This window comes from Hymenobacter aerilatus (genome assembly GCF_022921095.1).
Taxonomy (GTDB): Bacteria; Bacteroidota; Bacteroidia; order Cytophagales; family Hymenobacteraceae; genus Hymenobacter; species Hymenobacter aerilatus.
In genome coordinates this window covers 2993428-3009526 of sequence record NZ_CP095053.1, presented here as the reverse complement: position 1 = coordinate 3009526, position 16099 = coordinate 2993428, and the positions used below count along the sequence as shown (strand labels likewise).

Genomic DNA, 16099 nt, shown 5'->3' with positions numbered 1-16099 from the left:
GGCGCCTTGCAGGCGCCCGTAGTCCCGTGGCTATACTGTTAAATATACATCTGTTGTGAACGGTAGGCGCCATCGTGCAACGATGGGCGCCTGCGAGGCGCCCCTACCGTAGAAAGGCAATGGTTTCGTCGGCTACGTGCTGGGCGTGGGCGGGTAGGCCGGTTTCCTCCCACGGGTGCCGGCCGCCGAATACGTGGTTGGCACCGGGCACTACCACCAGCTTGGCACGGGGTTGCCACGCTTGCAGGTCGTGGGCCATTTGCACAGGTAGGGTTTCGTCTTGGTCGCCGTGGAGCAGGAGCAAGGGCTGGCGCAGAGTGCGCACCAGGGTAGGGATATCGAGGCGGGCCTTGTTGCGCTGGTAGTCCTCGGCCAGCTGATAGTAGAGCGGCATACGCTGGCCGGTGCGAGCATTATCGATGTACTGCACGCCATCGGCCTGCCAGCGCTGCATGAGGTCGGGGCTCCAGCGCTGGTCGATGTCGTTGATGGCGGCCCACCCGACTACGGACGTCACGCGGGTGTCTTCGGCGGCTTTCAGCAGTACCAGGCCGCCCCCGCGACTGTGGCCGACGAGGGTCAGGCGCGTCAGGTCCAACTCGGCGGGGGGTAGGGGCGTGGTACCGGGCGTATGCAGCGCGTCGAGTAGGGCGCCCAGGTCGTCCAGTTCCAGGCTGAAATTGTTGTGCCCGAAGGCTTCCATGTCCTCTAAGTCGCCGCTGCCGCCTACCACCACGCCGTTGTGCGACAGGTTCAGCTTGATAAACACAAAGCCCTGCCGGGCAAAGTAATCAGCTAAGGCATTGAAATGGCCCCAGTCCTTGAAGCCTTTGAAGCCGTGCACAAATATCACCACCGGCTTGGCCTGCCCAGTGGGTAGGTAGCAAGCATCGGCCGCAAACGGGCGTGTATGGGTAGGGTTGCGAAGTAGAAAGTCGACAGAAGTCAGGGGAGAAGCAGCCATAGGAGCGAAGGTACACTACAAGCTGTCAACGAGGCTGCCGGCTACCATTTTTTGAAAATGACATACACAGCCGCCACCAGCAGGGCAAACCCCGCCACGTGATTCCAGCCAAGCTTATCGGTTTTGAAAATGAACACCGCACACAGCGTAAATACTGTAAGCGTCACCACTTCCTGTATCACTTTGAGCTGAAAGAGGCTGAATGGGCCGCCGTTTTCTACAAAACCCAGGCGGTTGGCCGGCACCTGAAAGATGTATTCAAACAAAGCCAGTCCCCAGCTCACCAGAATAACGCCTACCAGACCCAGCTTGGCAAACCACGGTATTTTCTTAAACAAATGCAGGTGGCCATACCACGCAAATGTCATAAACAGGTTGGAGATGGTGAGCAGCACGAGAGAAGCAATACCGCGCATAAGCCAGGAAGAAGAGAGGGGTGAAATAGCAGCAAGATATGCGCGTGGCCTACCTCAGCAGCACGCATACGAAAGCGTAGCAGAGAAAGGCGCAATATCTCATTGTTTTTCACCGTATCATTGCAGCGCCCAACTTGCCCGCATGAAAGTAACCCTGGACGAAATACAAGCCCCAATTGCGGGCGAAATGGTGGAGTTTGAACACAAATTCCGCCAGTCCATGAAGTCCAACGTCCTACTGCTGGACAAAATCATGGGCTACATCGTGAAGCGCAAGGGCAAGCAGATCCGGCCGATGTTCGTGTTCTTCTCGGCTAAAATTTGCGGCGGCGACCCACTACCTGAGGCCACCTTCCGCGGGGCGGCGCTTATTGAGCTGCTGCACACAGCCACTCTGGTGCACGACGACGTGGTGGACGAGTCGAACTACCGCCGCGGGTTCTTTTCCATCAATGCCCTCTGGAAAAACAAGATAGCCGTGCTGGTAGGCGACTATCTGCTCAGCAAGGGCCTGCTACTGAGCCTCGAAAACGACGACTATGCCCTACTCAAAATCGTGAGCAACGCCGTGCGCGAGCTGAGCGAGGGCGAGCTGCTGCAAATCGAAAAAGCCCGTCGCCTCGACATCACTGAGGAGGTGTATTTCGACATTATCCGGCAGAAAACGGCCTCGCTGATTGCCTCTTGCTGCGCCGTGGGGGCGTCCTCCGCCGGCGCTGATGCGACTACTATTGAGCAGGCGCGTCTGTTTGGCGAGAAGGTAGGCATCGCCTTCCAAATTAAAGACGACCTGTTCGACTACGGTACGGCCGAAATTGGCAAGCCGGTGGGCATCGATATCAAGGAGAAAAAGATGACGCTGCCGCTCATCTACGCCTTACAACAAGCCGACTGGCTCACCAAACGACGCGTGATCTACAACGTGAAGAACAATGACGGCCGCAAAGACCGCATCCAGGCCGTTATCGACTTCGTGAAAAAATCCGGCGGCCTCGACTACGCCATCCAGACCATGCAGCGCTACCGCGATGAGGCCTTGCAACTACTTTACACGTTCCCAGCTTCGCCGGCCCGCACCTCGCTGGAGCAGCTGATCAACTACACCATCGAGCGGGAGAAGTAAGTAGTCTGAACCACGGATTCGCTCGGATTTATCGGATTATACGGATTTTGTGGACGATTTAAACAGAAAGCGCTTGCCATTTGGCAAGCGCTTCTTGTTTTTATATACATTCGGAGTCGTCCACAAAATCCGTGTAATCCGACAAATCCGAGCGAATCCGTGGTTCAGACAACTTAACGCAGATCCTGTTCAGGCTGGGCTACTTGGTAGCTTACCTGATCGGGGGCTACCTCGCTTACGTTGAATAGCACGCCATCAAAGGTGCTGTCTACCATCAGCTCGTGGCGCATGCCGCAATTGTGGCACTGGATTTCTTCAATTTCGTAGTTTTCGGCGGCTGTTTCGGGTTGGCCGGGGGTAGGGGCATCGGGAGCGGGCACGCCAATGAGATCTGTGAATACCTCGGCGTGGCACTTGTTACACTCAAATTTGAGACCTACGGCGCGGCCTTGCAGGTCGGAGAGGGAAGCGCGCTCGTCGGCTTTTTGTTGAATCCACATGGGAGTAGGGGTTGGTTTTGGAGTATAGAAAGGGCAGTGGCTGAGAGCCGTGTTTTATGTGTACGCGCAGAATGCCCTATTGAGTTGCCCCAGTGGAAGGTCAGTTGGTACAGGATAAGCGAATGTAGATAGAGTGGAAGTCCTGCCTGGCTGTTATTTTGGCGTATTATGTCTGTCTCTACACTACCCTTTAGTCTGGTACAAACGCCGCCGCTGGTGCCGCTGCTCGAAACGACCGATTTGCGTCTGCGTGCTCCTCAGCCAACCGACCTGCCCGAAGCCACTGCCATACACGCCGACCCGGCTTTTTATCGTTTTCTAGGCAATAAGCCAAGCTCTGAGGAAGAAGTATGGCGTCGGCTGCTCGGGCAACTGGGGCATTGGGCTATGCTCGGCTATGGCTCCTGGACCATTGAGGAAAAAGCCACCGGGCGCTACCTTGGCTCCGTGGGCTTTTTCGATTTTCAGCGCGACCTGACCCCTTCGCTCAAAGGCGTACTCGAAGCCGGGTGGGTAATTGCGCCCCACGCGCACGGCCGCGGCTACGCCTCGCAAGCCTTGGAAACTGCCCTGGCCTGGGCCGATGCGCATATCCCTGTAGACCGCATCACGTGCATCATTGACCCCGGAAACGTGCCCTCTCTCCGACTTGCCCACAAGTTTGAGTTTCGAGAGTTTGCACGCACTACCTACCACGGCGATACCATTGTGATGCTGGAGCGGCTACGGCAAGGGTAGAGACCAACTGCATCAACCAACAAAAAAATACCCGTCTGAGCAGAATAATTGTGCTCAGGCGGGTATTACGTTAGCGTGCTACTGGCTGCGCCGGCGCCTACTTTTCGGCCAGCAGCTGGTCAATGGTCTTGTTGAACTCGGCCACTTCCTGGTCGTAGTATTTGCCGGTGCCGGGGCCAGAGAAACCCGTGTGAATCTTGCGTACTTCGCCCTTTTTGTCCAGGAAAATAGTGGTTGGGAAGGCCAGTACTTTTTCTACCTGGGGTAGGGATTTAGCAGCGGCGTCCTTGTCGGCCACGCCGGCCACGGCCACGTCGTAGCCTACGTTAAAGCGCTGCTTCATCTTGCGCAGCTTCTCAGCAGCAATTTTCTGGTCGGGCGTGCGCTCGTAGCCTAAGCCGATGATTTCGACCCCGCGCTGCTTGTTTTTCTCATACCAGGGGGCCAGGAAGTTGGTTTCGTCCATGCAGTTGGGGCACCACGAGCCCAGCAGCTGCACCACCACTACCTTGCCCTGGTACTTAGGATCGGAGGGCGAAATGCTACCGCCTTCCAGCACACTAGGAAACTTGAACGTCAGCTTTTTCTCCCCGGGCTTCATGCCGGCCAGCGAGTCGGCGTTGGGTAGCTTAGCATTGGGGTCGAGGTTAGCTACCCAGGTTTCGTGCCCAGATTTACCGGCGTAGAAGTCGCCTTGCAGCTTGCCATCGGCTTGCTTGGCTGCTGTGAACAGGAAGCCGTGGCTGCCATCGAAGGTAGAGAGGCGCAATGTGTCGCCATTAGCCTGGCCGGCCAGGTAGCGGTAGTCGCCGGTGGTAGTCAGGAAGGTACCCGTTACATCGTGGCCCTTTTGCTTGAACACGCCCACCGCTGGGTAGGAGTCCTCGGGTTTCTCCCCCCGAAACGTCACGCTCCAGGTTCCATTAAAATCAGCCGGATCTATTTGCTGTTTGCTCAGAAACAGCTGTTGCCCGCCTAGCTGCGCCGTGAAGGGCACGCGGTAAGGCTCTTTGCCATCGTATTTCACCCAGGTGCCGGTCAGTTGGCCGTCGCCGGCAGGGCGTACCACTAGGGCAGCATCAAATACGCCCAACCGGATGGTGGTGGAATCGCCGGCCGTCGTGATTTCATCCAGCTTCAGGCGCTCCTCGCCGTTGCGCAGATACACCACAGGCCGGTTGGCCGAGTCTTGCTCTACCTCAAACAAAAACGGAATTTGCTGGCCTTGGGCCGTCAGCACGCCGCGCCACGGTCCTACCCGTAGCGGACCAGTGGGCTTACTGGTAGCCGTGTCAGCGGGTGTACGGTCGCCGGAACCAGAGTTGCAGGCGGTCATGGAGAGGGAAATGCCAACCCCCAAAAGGAGCTTCTGAAATACAGACATATTCTAAACAAGGTAAGGAATGAGTGAAAGCTAAACTACTACGCTAGTTGGTTGGTTTATAGACTAACTTCCGGCGAAGATAAAGTTTGGGCAGCGCAACGCCGGGCAACTATATTTGCGTACCTATTAGGAAGTTTACCCTAGTTCACCTTTTCTCTTTTTTGCATTATGGCGTTTGACTTAGAAATGATTCAGGCCGTGTACGCCGGTATGGGCCAGCGCATCGAAGCCGCCCGTGCCGCCGTTGGCCGCCCGCTCACACTGACCGAAAAAATCCTGTACGCTCACCTCTACGGCGGCGACGTAAAACAGGCTTACGAGCGGGGCGTTTCCTACGTCGATTTCGCTCCCGACCGCGTGGCCATGCAGGATGCTACCGCCCAAATGGCGCTGCTCCAGTTTATGCAGGCTGGTAAGCCCAAGGTAGCCGTGCCCAGCACCGTACACTGCGACCACCTGATCCAAGCCAAAGATGGCGCTTCGGAAGACTTGGCTACGGCCAACGATGAAAACAAGGAAGTATACGATTTCCTGGCGTCGGTGTCCAATAAATACGGCATCGGCTTCTGGAAGCCCGGCGCCGGTATCATTCACCAGGTAGTACTGGAAAACTACGCTTTCCCCGGCGGCATGATGATCGGGACGGACTCGCACACGCCCAACGCGGGCGGCCTCGGCATGATTGCCATTGGGGTAGGCGGTGCCGATGCGGTAGACGTGATGGCCGGCATGGCTTGGGAACTGAAGTTCCCGAAAGTAATTGGCGTGAAGCTGACCGGCAAGCTGTCGGGCTGGGCTTCGGCTAAAGACGTGATTCTGAAAGTAGCGGGTATTCTGACCGTAAAAGGCGGTACCGGCGCTATCGTAGAATACTTCGGCGAGGGTGCCGACAACCTGAGCTGCACCGGCAAAGGGACCATCTGCAACATGGGTGCTGAAATCGGGGCTACTACCTCGGTGTTTGGCTACGATGATAAGATGGCCGACTACCTGCGCTCCACCGACCGTGCCGACGTAGCCGAGCTGGCTAATGGCATCCGTCAGCACCTGCGCGCCGACGACGAAGTGTACCAGGATTCGGAGAAATACTTCGATCAGCTGATTGAAATCAACCTGTCGGAGCTGGAGCCTTACGTGAACGGTCCGTTCACACCAGACGCCGCCTGGCCGATTTCGCAGTTTGCTGCTGCCGTGAAAGAGCACGGCTGGCCCGAAAAGCTGGAGGTAGGCCTGATTGGCTCCTGCACCAACTCTTCGTACGAGGACATCACTCGCGCCGCCAGCATTGCCGAGCAGGCAGTACAAAAGGGCCTGTCGGTGAATGCCGAATTCACCGTAACGCCCGGCTCGGAGCAGGTGCGCTACACGGTAGCCCGCGACGGTCTACTCGACACCTTCGCCCAGATGGGCGGCGTGGTGCTGGCCAACGCCTGCGGTCCGTGCATCGGCCAGTGGGCCCGTCACACCGACGACCCTAAGCGCAAGAACTCCATCATCACCTCGTTCAACCGCAACTTTGCCAAGCGCAACGACGGCAACCCCAACACGCACGCGTTTGTGGCCTCGCCCGAAATCGTAACGGCTTTCGCCATTGCCGGTGATTTGACCTTCAACCCCCTTACCGACACCCTACCCACCAAAGACGGCCAGCAGGTGAAGCTGGACGAGCCGCTGGGGGTAGAGCTGCCTGCGCAAGGCTTTGCCGTGGAAGACGCTGGCTTCCAGGCGCCTGCCGAAGATGGTTCGGGCGTGCAGGTAGTAGTAGATCCTGCGTCCGAGCGTCTGGAGTTGCTGGAGCCCTTCAAGGCGTGGGAAGGCACCGATCTGAAAGGATTGCGTTTGCTCATCAAAGCCAAAGGCAAGTGCACCACCGACCACATCTCGATGGCCGGCCCCTGGTTGAAATACCGTGGTCACTTGGACAACATCTCCAACAACATGCTCATCGGCGCTACCAATGCCTTCAACGATGAGACCAACTCAGTGCGCGACTTCGTGGTGCAAGGTGAGGGCTACAACACCGTACCGCAGGCTGCTCGTAGCTACAAGAGCATGGGCATCGGCACGGTGGTAGTAGGCGACGAGAACTACGGCGAAGGCAGCTCGCGCGAGCACGCTGCCATGGAGCCCCGCCACCTAGGCGTGCGCGCTGTGATTGTGAAGTCGTTTGCTCGCATCCACGAAACCAACCTGAAAAAGCAGGGGATGCTGGCTCTCACGTTTGCCGATAAGAACGACTACAACCTGATTGAGGAGGCTGACACCATCGACATCATCGGTCTGACGGACTTCCAGCCCGGTAAGTCGCTGCAGGCCCGCCTGCACCACGCCGATGGCGACACCGACCTCATCACCCTCAACCACACCTACAACGAGGGACAGATTGAGTGGTTTAAAGCCGGCTCGGCCCTGAACCTGATCCGCTTGCAAGAGTCGGGCCAGGCGCCTACCCATACGGCTGGTAACTTGGTGTAAGCAACCTAGTAGCATTGCCTGCTAAATAAGAAAGGCCGTTTCTCTCCCGTAGAGAAACGGCCTTTTTTTATGCTGATGGGGGAGGGGCAGCAGGTTACTTTTCGGCCGTCGCCGTATCAGTAGAAAACCTCAACAGCACGCATGGCGACAACGCTTCAAAAAATCGGAAAGGGAATTACATACACAAGCGCCGGTATCGTAGGGGCAGTAGCGTTGTACCTGGGTACATCCTTTGTATTGTCGCGCATTCCGGTGGGTAGCCGCACGCCACCGAGTCAGGATACTATCACCGCCTATATCCTTTCCAACGGTGTGCATACCGACATTGTGCTACCCGTGCGCACTCCGCAAATCGACTGGAGCGAAATAATCCCCTATACCGATACGCCGGCCTCCGATACCACCATGAATTACGTGGGCTTTGGTTGGGGCGATAAGGGCTTTTACCTCGATACGCCTACCTGGGCCGATTTGAAAGTCAGCACGGCCTTTGAAGCTATGTTTTGGCTTAGCTCCTCGGCTATGCATACCACCTTCTACCATCGCCCCAGCGAAGGCCCCGACTGCGTGCGCATCAACCTTTCGCCCGCCGATTACGCCCGCCTTATTCAGTTCATCAAAACCAGCTTCCGCTACGATGCGCAGGGTAGGGTGCAGCACATTGCCGGCCACAGCTACGGCCGCTACGATGCCTTTTATGAGGCGAAGCGCGTGTACAACTTGTTCTATACCTGCAATACCTGGGCAAACGACGGCCTGAAAGTAGCGAACCAAAAAGCCGCCCTCTGGACACCGTTTGATTCGGGTATTTTTTATCAGTATCGGTAAAAGTTACAGCGTAGCCACCTGCTCAAGCCGGGTTTCGCGGGGCTTCTCGATGAGGTAGTAATACGTCAGAATGCCCAGGCCCAGCAGAAACGGTACCAGCGTCAGATGCTTGCCAGTAAGGCCGTAACCCAGCTGCACCGTATCGAACCCCACAAACTCGCTGATCGTCCAGTAGGAGTTAGCCGTAATCCAGAACACAATGGCCAGGTTGTGAGCTAGCTCAGCCTTGATGCTGCGGGTACGCCAGGTGATGAGCAGCGCAATGCTGAGGGTAGGAAGGATCATGCTGATGCCGAGTGGCTTCCAGATCATGCACCACCCGATATCCTTCAGCAGCCAGAAAAGAATATGCAGGTTTTCCATACGCCGATACGACGCGGGAATAGTATACACGAAGCGGTCGGAGGGGGGAGTCATGCGGCGAAGCGTTAGGCTGAGTAAAGGTAGGAAGACCGCCTAATCAGGAAAAGCAGCACGGCTGTAGGCAGCTATTCCCCAGTAAAATCGTAGTATAGCCGAGAACTGTCTGCACTTTTTCCAAACCTACCATGATTACATACGAACAGATTTTTGAAAACAACCGCCAGTGGGTGGCCAATAATGAGGCAACGGCTCCGGACTTTCTGAAGCGCTTGGCTGCCGATCAGCGCCCTGACTATCTCTACATCGGGTGCAGCGACTCGCGCGTGACAGCCGAAGAGCTGATGGGCGTGGCTCCCGGTGAGGCTTTTGTGCACCGCAACATTGCCAACATGGTAATTAACATTGACTTAAATGTCATGTCGGTGATTGAGTACGCTGTGTTGCACTTGGGTGTGAAGCACATTGTGGTGTGTGGGCACTACGGTTGCGGCGGCGTGAAAGCAGCTATGCAACCCAAAGATCTGGGCATTATGAATCCCTGGCTGCGTAATATCCGCGACGTATACCGTCTGCACCACACCGAGCTGGATGCCATCGAGGACACTGATGCTCGCTACGACCGGCTGGTAGAACTGAACGTGCAGGAGCAGTGCGTCAACGTAATTAAGACGGCTGTGCTGCAGCAAGCCTACCTCAAAAAAGGCTACCCTATCGTACACGGTTGGGTGTTCGATTTGAAATCGGGGCTGTTGAAAGACCTGAACTTAGACTTTGAGCACATTCTGCACGATATTCAGGATATCTATAACCTAAGCGAAGAAACGCTGTATGGTAGCAAAAGCACTGAGGCGTTAGAAATCGGACAAGAGGGTAAGGTGGAAGGCAGTCGCTAACACTGGGCCAAATAAAAACGGCTGCTTCCGTGTAGCGTGACGGAGGCAGCCGTTTTGGCGTGGAAGAAAGGGCTGGCTAATTCAGCCAGACGCTGGCAACGGGCGCAAAGCGCCTGGCCGCAAAAGCCCCGTATGGAGCTTCAGCATAGAAACCCAGGATATGCACCTGTGGCTGGCCAGTACGAGCGTGCGCTAGCACGCGCACGGGGTACACCTGGCCCGCTTCGGGCCATTCGCCTACGTAGTCAGCCGGGCGGCACGAATCGTCTACGCAACGGGCAAAGTGCTGCACGGGCGGCGGAACGGGAAGTTTGACTTTCGACATATCCAAAGATACGAATACTTTGTCTAAACTAAGCAAATTAGTATATCAATTTTCTAAATTCAAGACCATTTCAATGATGAAATAATCCAATTAAAATTACAAAAATTGTACTTATTATAAGTGATGAATTAAATTAATGATTCTATATACTTTATTGTACTTGCTAACATAATTAGTTGCATAATGTTCTATATTAAGTGTGCATCATTTTGTGCTGATTGATAGTTGCAACGTCTTACCGATAACCTAATACGTTATTAATTCCTATTAAAAACGCGCTCAAGGCTGAATGATTACCTTCTGAGAAAGCGTAGTACCGCTAGCCGAACGTATCTGCAACAAGTAGAGCCCAGCCGGATAGGAGTGCACATCCAAGGTAGTACGAGCTGCGCCGGCCTGCCGCAGCACCATAGCACCTGTCTGGTTAAACAAACGGACGTCGACAGGAGCAAAGGCTGCTGGAATTTCTACGTACAGCTTTTCAGCAGTGGGATTTGGGTAGGCCTGCCAGGCAACCGCAGGCGTTTGCGTGCGGGTAGGCAGCACTTGAGTAAAGCGCAGTCGGGCCTCGTCGGCAGCGGATTGCAACTCCGCTAAAGACGAGGCGCCAAGTACTGCCAGCGTTAGGGTAGTAGAGTCGCCGGGAGGCAGGGCACGGAGCTTAGCGCCTATTAGTTGCGAAACATCAGCCCCATAGGGTAAGCCCGCGCTGGCGTGAGTAGTACCGTTGCTAAGGCCGGCAAACTTCTCGGCACGGCTGAATCCATCGCTAGCGGGGGCTACTAAGCCGGTAGTAGCTGCATTATTAATGGCATAATAAGCAGGTGCGCCGCCTTCAAGCACTTGCACCCCTGCGTACAAATCAGGCGTGACTACGCTATACACGTATCCCAGAGAACGACCAGCATCCCACTGGGCTACATTGCGGGCCGCATCGCGTGGCAGGTCCCAATCCATGAACAAGCCCGCATAGAGCGGCTTCAAGGTATCGGAGGTCATATTGGTAAGCCGATACTGGAGCAATACGTAGTTGCGGGCGGGGGCAGCAGCCCAAGCGTAGGCGTGCTGGCGCACTCGCACGCCCACCGTATAGGTGCGCGTGGCACTGGGTAGAGAGTCCTGAAAAACGCCCTGCACTTCCTGCGTAGCCCGCGTAGGACGGCTGAACAGTGTCTGGCTACGGATGTAGAAATCGTGGTCGGTACCCTTGGTGCCGCGCACTTGGTTGGAAACCCGTGTGGGAGAAGTAGCCACTACCAGTCCCCCCTCGTACAGCAGCGAGCTGCCCTGGCGGTACGTGACGCCCTCGCCAATGCCGGAAGCGGGATTGTCATAGCCTAAGGTGCCCTGGCTGGTTAGGGTAAGCCGCAGGTCGTTGGCATCGAGCACCACATAGCCGGGGTTCACCACCACCGTCAGATACTGTGTTGCCTGATAGCCGTTATCAGCTATCAACCGGCACTCGATGAGCACTTTGGTATTAGGCGGTGTATTGGCAGCAACAGTTAGCCGGAAAGGCTTATCGATGTTGGTGGCTCTGCCAAGGGTAGGCAGGGCAGCCACGCCAAACACATCGGCAGTAGTCGTAAGGTAGGGCGAGAGCGATGCAATGGCTACTCGCAGGTTGGTCACCGGCTGCAAAAGGTTCTGCACCTCTATTTCCAGCTCCTGCTCCCCTGCCGCGGTGCGTATAGATTGACTGCGCACTACCCGTACGGCGCGCGCATCAGTAGTCAACACTGCCCGGTACGCGTCCAGCCGGCCGGTGCCCATCTTACCCGCATAGGCTGCGTTGCCGGGTAGGGTATAGATGTCGGGGTTAGCTGTGGCGCGCAACTGCGCAACTACCTGGGCGGCCGAATAGGTAGGAAACCGGCTACGCACCAGCGCCGCCACGCCTGCTGCAATAGGCGAAGCAAAAGATGACCCGCCCAATGTTGCGTATCCGCCCGGCGCGTCGCCTGCTGTGGTCACAATACTTGTCCCCGGTGCGCATAGGTCAACGTTGCGGCTATACGTCAGGCTGCCTTTTATATTGTTCGTCTCCAGGCCTGTTACCGACACCACATGGTCGTAGCTGGCTGGGTAAAAGTCTAACTCAGCATCCGTGTTGCCGGCCGCAGCCACAATCACTACGTCGCGGTTTACGGCAACGTAGCTGATGACATCCTGCTCAAATTGAGAACGATTGCCTACCCCGCCCCACGACAGGTTTAGCACCCGGCAACCGTGCTCAGCGGCGTATACCATAGCCTCGTAGCCGGCAAAAGCGCCCCGTGCCGTACTGGGGTATATTTTGAGGGGTAGGTAGCGACAGTTATAGCCCACGCCAGCAATACCCCGGGCATTATCGGGCGTGCCGGCGGCTATTCCGGTAACCCATGCCCCGTGCTTTTGCGGGCTAAGCTGCGCGTCGACGTACGGGTTATTATCATTATCGGCCAAATCCCAGCCCCGGAAATTATCTACGTAGCCATCATTGTCATTGTCAATACCATCAATCGGATCGGCATAGTTGTATTTCACCTGCCCCAGGTCTTCGTGGTCGAAATAGGTGCCGGTGTCAGAAATGCCGATAACAACGGTTGTATCGCCCTTGGTGATATTCCAGGCGCTGTACGCCCGGATGTTGCGCAGGTAGTACTGCCCATCGGCACGGGTAGAGTCGGCCAGGGGGTCGTTGGGCTGGGAGAGGGGCGCGTAGTAGTACAGCGGCTCGGCGTATAAAACGGCGCCGGTAGTTTGCAGCAGGTGCCGTACCCGGTCGAGGTCCGTGGGGGTAGGCAGCCGGATTTCGTAAATCAGGCTGATATCGACCGATTCAGGCTTCTCAGGGTCGGGCAGAAGCGTGTTGCTGAATTTTTGGTGCAGCTGCGTGGCCCCGAGCCGTTGTAGCGCGGCTGTCAGAGTAGGCTCAGCAATGGTAGTGGCCGTAGCCAGATGGCGGAGTTCCGGTTTCAGACGAAAAACCAACCGGCCCGGCTGCACGGTTGGGGCCGAGGGAGTAGCTGGGTTGGGCCCTTGGGCTGCCACCCGCAAGGTAGGTAGCAGCCAGCAAATCAACAGAAAGTAGCGAATAGCACGTAGCGGTAGCAGCATCGGGAGCGGATAAGAAAACGATAGAAAGCACTGCCCATCAGCTACTGCATACGAGTTTGCCAAGGAACACGGATTTCTGCATTCATTTAGCTCCCGCGCAGTGCAAGAATCCCGCCTGTTTGCGTGTGCTTCGCTCGTTGCTTAGTTGCCTGTGGGGCGCTCTTTGCCCGAGGCCTCAGGGGCACATTCCTTGCCCGTTACCTTGCCGCTGGCGTCAAACATAACCCGAATAGGCTGCGTGTCGGTGGCGCTGCCGAAGAGGTAGGACCACGTGTGGCCGCTGCTGGTGGCGTCGTCGCCGGTGGGCTCGCCCATGAGGTGGCGCACCTGTTCCTGCGTCATGCCCACCGTTACCTCGGCGCAGCTAACGGCGTTTTTGTAGCTCTCCTGCGCAGTGCAGGCGCCCAATAGCAGGGCCGCGGCGGCGAGCGTGGCGTATAATTTCATACAGCGTGTGTGGTGGTTTAAACGATGTCGCGTAGGTCCTTGCGCAGGTTATCAATACCGCGGGAAATTTCTTCCCACAGGCTCTTATTCTGTTCGGAGGGGGCAGCGCCCGTTGCTGGTCCGGTGGGAGTAGGGCCTAGCTGGGCCACCAGCTTTGCCCGTTTTGCTTCCAGCGCCGCCGCGTGCTCGTGGTAGGTGGCGTGGGAGCCGGCGGTGGTGGCGTGGGCACGGTTGTGCAGCGTTTTTATTTTGGCGTCCAATTCCTCCAAGGCTTGCCGCAAGTCGGCATCGGAAAGGTGTTGAGGCACGCGCACGTTTTCGGGAGTGGGAACAGACGACATAGAGGTAGAGCTAAAAAGGCGAACCGGGTATCGGCAGCCATTCTTGCTTCTACTGATTAAAGAATAGTGAAGTTGTGAAGAGTGAAGTAGTGAATGTAGAAGCGCCTGTCATCCTGAGCTGGCGAAGGACCTTATCACGCGAGAACATCAGGCGTACCAACGACTCGTTCTGCGGTCATGAGGTCCTTCGCCAGCTCAGGATGACAGGCGCCTTCACAAACTCACCATTTCACAAATTCACCACTCCACCGGCAGGCCTAGCTCTCTCGCCAGCGGAGCGGCGGCCGATTGGTAGAGCTGCTTCAGCAACTGGTTGAGGCTGTCGGCCAGCTCTAGGTGGTAGTCTTCGTGGAGCTTTTGGGCTTGCTTGAGCACATCTTGGGTGCGGCGGGCCAGGTGTTGCAGCAGCGGCTGGGTAGGGCCGTGCAGACGCGCTACGCTTTCGGGCTGGTGCGCAAACACGTTCAGCAGCAAGCGAATGCTCAGCTCCACCTCGCCGTAAGTATCACCCGTGATTTTGGTGTGGTAAGCCAGGCGGGCTTGCAACTGGCGTAGAATCACGAGCAGGTCGTTGGGGGTTTGGTGGTAGCCGCGCACGGGGTCGTCTACCTGCTGGCGTAGGCGGTGGCGGCGTTCCTCCAGTGCATCGGGGCCTTCGAGCAGGCGGTAGCTTAGCTGCTCCGTCAGGACGCTGTCCTGGGCTACAAGGCGGGCCAGCAGTTGATCTTTTTCTCGTTGTGGGAGGTTGAACAGGGCTTTACGCAGGTCGGGGGGTAGGGCGGGCATTAGGGTGATGGGCTGATTGATGATAGGTTGATGTGCTGATCGATAATGAGTTGATTGACAAAAAAGAACGTCATCAATCAGCACATCAACCCATCATCAATCAGCATATTACGGCTACTCCTCTGCTACTTCCTGCGCCTCAGGTTTGATACGACCGGCCAAAGCAAGGCGGTTCTTTTCCTCGTCAAACTCGTTCTCGCTCTTGGCAATGACCACCGTAGCCACCGCGTTGCCGATGATGTTGGTAATGGCCCTCGCCTCCGACATAAATCGGTCTACGCCCAGCAGCAGGGCCATGCCCTCTACCGGAATAACCTTGGTGGCGGCCAGGGTAGAGGCCAGCACGATAAAGCCCGACCCCGTGACGCCCGCCGCGCCCTTGCTGGTAAGCATCAGAATGCCGATGATGGTGAGCTGTTGTGTCAAAGAAAGGTCGATGCCGAAGGCCTGGGCCAGGAAAATAGCCGAGATAGACAGGTAGATAGTGGTGCCATCGAGGTTGAACGAGTAACCCGTGGGAATGACCAGACCGGCCACGGAGCGCGAGCAGCCGAATGTTTCAAGCTTGTCGATGAGCAGGGGTAGGGCCGACTCCGACGACGACGTGCCCAGCACAATCAACAGCTCTTCCTTGATAAAGCCCAGCAGGGTCAGGACACTGAATTTGTAGCGCCACGCCACCAGCCCCAACACCCCGAAGATAAATAAGGCCATGGTGCCATACACCGTCAGCATGAGCTTGGCCAGGGGTAGGAGCGTGTCGAGGCCATACTTGCCGATGGTGAAGGCCATGCCGCCGAAAGCACCCAGCGGCGCCAGCTTCATCACCAGGCCCAGCACCGCAAAAAAGATCTGACTCAGCTTCTCAAACATGCTGATAACCGGCGCGCTGATATCAGCTTTCACTTTGCTCAGGGCTAGACCAAATAGCACCGCAATCAGCAGCACTTGCAGCACGTCGCTTTCGGCAAAGGCTCCCACAAAGCTGTCGGGTACGATGTGGGTGAAGAAGGCCACCCAGTCCATGTTGGCGCCCTTTTCGGCGTACTCGGCAGTTTTGCTGGCCTGCGCAGCCACGCTGCTGGTATCGATGCCGCGGCCAGGCTGGGTGAGGTTGGCCGCGCCTACCCCAATCACCAGCGCAAACGTGGTGATGATTTCGAAATACAAGATGGCCTTGCCGCCCACGCGCCCCACCTTTTTCAGGTCGCCCATGTTGCCAATGCCTAGCACCACCGTCAGGAAGATGATGGGGGCAATCAGCATTTTGATCAGGTTGATAAACGTGTCGCCAATGGGCTTCAGCGCCGCGCCTACCTCCGGGAAGAGCGCACCCACCAAAATGCCCAGCGCAATGGCTGTAAGAACCTGAAATGTGAGGTTGTGGTAAATTTTTTTCATGCAGCGTGAAGCTACG

At 56.6% G+C, this 16099-nt stretch carries 16 protein-coding genes; 5 read left to right on the top strand and 11 right to left on the bottom strand.

Annotation, left to right across the window (positions count from 1 at the left end; translation table 11 throughout):
* Window positions 1–103: 103 nt before the first annotated feature.
* Window positions 104–964: an alpha/beta hydrolase family protein gene (locus tag MUN82_RS12580; protein ID WP_245090900.1), complete on the bottom strand. Its 861-nt coding sequence runs from the start codon at window positions 962–964 to the stop codon at window positions 104–106.
* A gap of 41 nt (window positions 965–1005) precedes the next feature.
* Window positions 1006–1380 (bottom strand): DMT family protein, encoded by a 375-nt coding sequence (locus MUN82_RS12575; RefSeq protein ID WP_245090897.1) that lies wholly within the window; start codon window positions 1378–1380, stop codon window positions 1006–1008.
* A 142-nt stretch (window positions 1381–1522) separates the two neighbouring features.
* Between MUN82_RS12575 and MUN82_RS12570 the strand changes: the two genes are divergently transcribed.
* On the top strand, window positions 1523–2503 hold the full coding sequence (locus tag MUN82_RS12570; protein WP_245090895.1) for a polyprenyl synthetase family protein: 981 nt from the start codon (window positions 1523–1525) through the stop codon (window positions 2501–2503).
* Between the two features lie 173 nt (window positions 2504–2676).
* On the opposite strand, the gene MUN82_RS12565 is transcribed toward MUN82_RS12570, so the two are convergent.
* A complete protein-coding gene (locus tag MUN82_RS12565) occupies window positions 2677–3003 on the bottom strand; it encodes a hypothetical protein (RefSeq protein WP_245090892.1) in 327 nt (108 codons plus the stop codon).
* A gap of 168 nt (window positions 3004–3171) precedes the next feature.
* Here MUN82_RS12565 and MUN82_RS12560 point away from each other — a divergent pair, with 168 nt between their 5' ends.
* Window positions 3172–3741, top strand: a complete 570-nt coding sequence (locus MUN82_RS12560; protein WP_245090889.1) for a GNAT family N-acetyltransferase — start codon at window positions 3172–3174, stop codon at window positions 3739–3741.
* A 97-nt stretch (window positions 3742–3838) separates the two neighbouring features.
* Here MUN82_RS12560 and MUN82_RS12555 read toward each other — a convergent pair whose 3' ends face one another.
* A complete protein-coding gene (locus tag MUN82_RS12555; protein WP_245090887.1) occupies window positions 3839–5125 on the bottom strand; it encodes a TlpA disulfide reductase family protein in 1287 nt (428 codons plus the stop codon).
* Between the two features lie 168 nt (window positions 5126–5293).
* Between MUN82_RS12555 and MUN82_RS12550 the strand changes: the two genes are divergently transcribed.
* Window positions 5294–7600 (top strand): aconitate hydratase, encoded by a 2307-nt coding sequence (locus MUN82_RS12550; protein ID WP_245090884.1) that lies wholly within the window; start codon window positions 5294–5296, stop codon window positions 7598–7600.
* A gap of 141 nt (window positions 7601–7741) precedes the next feature.
* Window positions 7742–8428: a TIGR02117 family protein gene (locus MUN82_RS12545; protein WP_245090882.1), complete on the top strand. Its 687-nt coding sequence runs from the start codon at window positions 7742–7744 to the stop codon at window positions 8426–8428.
* A gap of 3 nt (window positions 8429–8431) precedes the next feature.
* Here the strand turns inward: MUN82_RS12545 and MUN82_RS12540 are convergent, their stop codons facing one another.
* The gene (locus MUN82_RS12540; protein WP_245090880.1) at window positions 8432–8845 is read right to left on the bottom strand and encodes a hypothetical protein; all 414 of its coding nucleotides are present in this window, start codon (window positions 8843–8845) and stop codon (window positions 8432–8434) included.
* Window positions 8846–8976: 131 nt separating this feature from the next.
* Here MUN82_RS12540 and MUN82_RS12535 point away from each other — a divergent pair, with 131 nt between their 5' ends.
* Entirely contained in the window at window positions 8977–9684 is a 708-nt protein-coding gene (locus MUN82_RS12535) for a carbonic anhydrase (protein WP_245090877.1), read from the top strand.
* 76 nt (window positions 9685–9760) lie between these two features.
* Here MUN82_RS12535 and MUN82_RS12530 read toward each other — a convergent pair whose 3' ends face one another.
* The 6 genes from MUN82_RS12530 to MUN82_RS12505 all read right to left on the bottom strand — a co-directional run bounded on the left by MUN82_RS12530 (window position 9761) and on the right by MUN82_RS12505 (window position 16083).
* Window positions 9761–10009 (bottom strand): hypothetical protein, encoded by a 249-nt coding sequence (locus tag MUN82_RS12530; RefSeq protein WP_245090874.1) that lies wholly within the window; start codon window positions 10007–10009, stop codon window positions 9761–9763.
* A gap of 279 nt (window positions 10010–10288) precedes the next feature.
* A complete protein-coding gene (locus MUN82_RS12525; RefSeq protein WP_245090873.1) occupies window positions 10289–13108 on the bottom strand; it encodes a S8 family peptidase in 2820 nt (939 codons plus the stop codon).
* Between the two features lie 141 nt (window positions 13109–13249).
* Window positions 13250–13555: an outer membrane protein assembly factor BamE gene (locus MUN82_RS12520; RefSeq protein ID WP_245090872.1), complete on the bottom strand. Its 306-nt coding sequence runs from the start codon at window positions 13553–13555 to the stop codon at window positions 13250–13252.
* Window positions 13556–13572: 17 nt separating this feature from the next.
* The gene (locus MUN82_RS12515; protein WP_245090870.1) at window positions 13573–13896 is read right to left on the bottom strand and encodes a hypothetical protein; all 324 of its coding nucleotides are present in this window, start codon (window positions 13894–13896) and stop codon (window positions 13573–13575) included.
* 237 nt (window positions 13897–14133) lie between these two features.
* Entirely contained in the window at window positions 14134–14682 is a 549-nt protein-coding gene (locus tag MUN82_RS12510; protein ID WP_245090868.1) for a hypothetical protein, read from the bottom strand.
* A gap of 114 nt (window positions 14683–14796) precedes the next feature.
* Window positions 14797–16083, bottom strand: a complete 1287-nt coding sequence (locus tag MUN82_RS12505) for a dicarboxylate/amino acid:cation symporter (protein WP_245090865.1) — start codon at window positions 16081–16083, stop codon at window positions 14797–14799.
* Window positions 16084–16099 lie beyond the last annotated feature (16 nt).

Coding starts and splice junctions, on each gene's coding strand:
- MUN82_RS12515 (WP_245090870.1), bottom strand. CDS start 13,896: ATGTCGTCTGTTCCCACTCCCGAAAACGTGCGCGTGCCTCAACACCTT.
- MUN82_RS12580 (WP_245090900.1), bottom strand. CDS start 964: ATGGCTGCTTCTCCCCTGACTTCTGTCGACTTTCTACTTCGCAACCCT.
- MUN82_RS12530 (WP_245090874.1), bottom strand. CDS start 10,009: ATGTCGAAAGTCAAACTTCCCGTTCCGCCGCCCGTGCAGCACTTTGCC.
- MUN82_RS12545 (WP_245090882.1), top strand. CDS start 7,742: ATGGCGACAACGCTTCAAAAAATCGGAAAGGGAATTACATACACAAGC.
- MUN82_RS12535 (WP_245090877.1), top strand. CDS start 8,977: ATGATTACATACGAACAGATTTTTGAAAACAACCGCCAGTGGGTGGCC.
- MUN82_RS12525 (WP_245090873.1), bottom strand. CDS start 13,108: ATGCTGCTACCGCTACGTGCTATTCGCTACTTTCTGTTGATTTGCTGG.
- MUN82_RS12510 (WP_245090868.1), bottom strand. CDS start 14,682: ATGCCCGCCCTACCCCCCGACCTGCGTAAAGCCCTGTTCAACCTCCCA.
- MUN82_RS12540 (WP_245090880.1), bottom strand. CDS start 8,845: ATGACTCCCCCCTCCGACCGCTTCGTGTATACTATTCCCGCGTCGTAT.
- MUN82_RS12555 (WP_245090887.1), bottom strand. CDS start 5,125: ATGTCTGTATTTCAGAAGCTCCTTTTGGGGGTTGGCATTTCCCTCTCC.
- MUN82_RS12505 (WP_245090865.1), bottom strand. CDS start 16,083: ATGAAAAAAATTTACCACAACCTCACATTTCAGGTTCTTACAGCCATT.
- MUN82_RS12560 (WP_245090889.1), top strand. CDS start 3,172: ATGTCTGTCTCTACACTACCCTTTAGTCTGGTACAAACGCCGCCGCTG.
- MUN82_RS12575 (WP_245090897.1), bottom strand. CDS start 1,380: ATGCGCGGTATTGCTTCTCTCGTGCTGCTCACCATCTCCAACCTGTTT.
- MUN82_RS12565 (WP_245090892.1), bottom strand. CDS start 3,003: ATGTGGATTCAACAAAAAGCCGACGAGCGCGCTTCCCTCTCCGACCTG.
- MUN82_RS12520 (WP_245090872.1), bottom strand. CDS start 13,555: ATGAAATTATACGCCACGCTCGCCGCCGCGGCCCTGCTATTGGGCGCC.
- MUN82_RS12550 (WP_245090884.1), top strand. CDS start 5,294: ATGGCGTTTGACTTAGAAATGATTCAGGCCGTGTACGCCGGTATGGGC.
- MUN82_RS12570 (WP_245090895.1), top strand. CDS start 1,523: ATGAAAGTAACCCTGGACGAAATACAAGCCCCAATTGCGGGCGAAATG.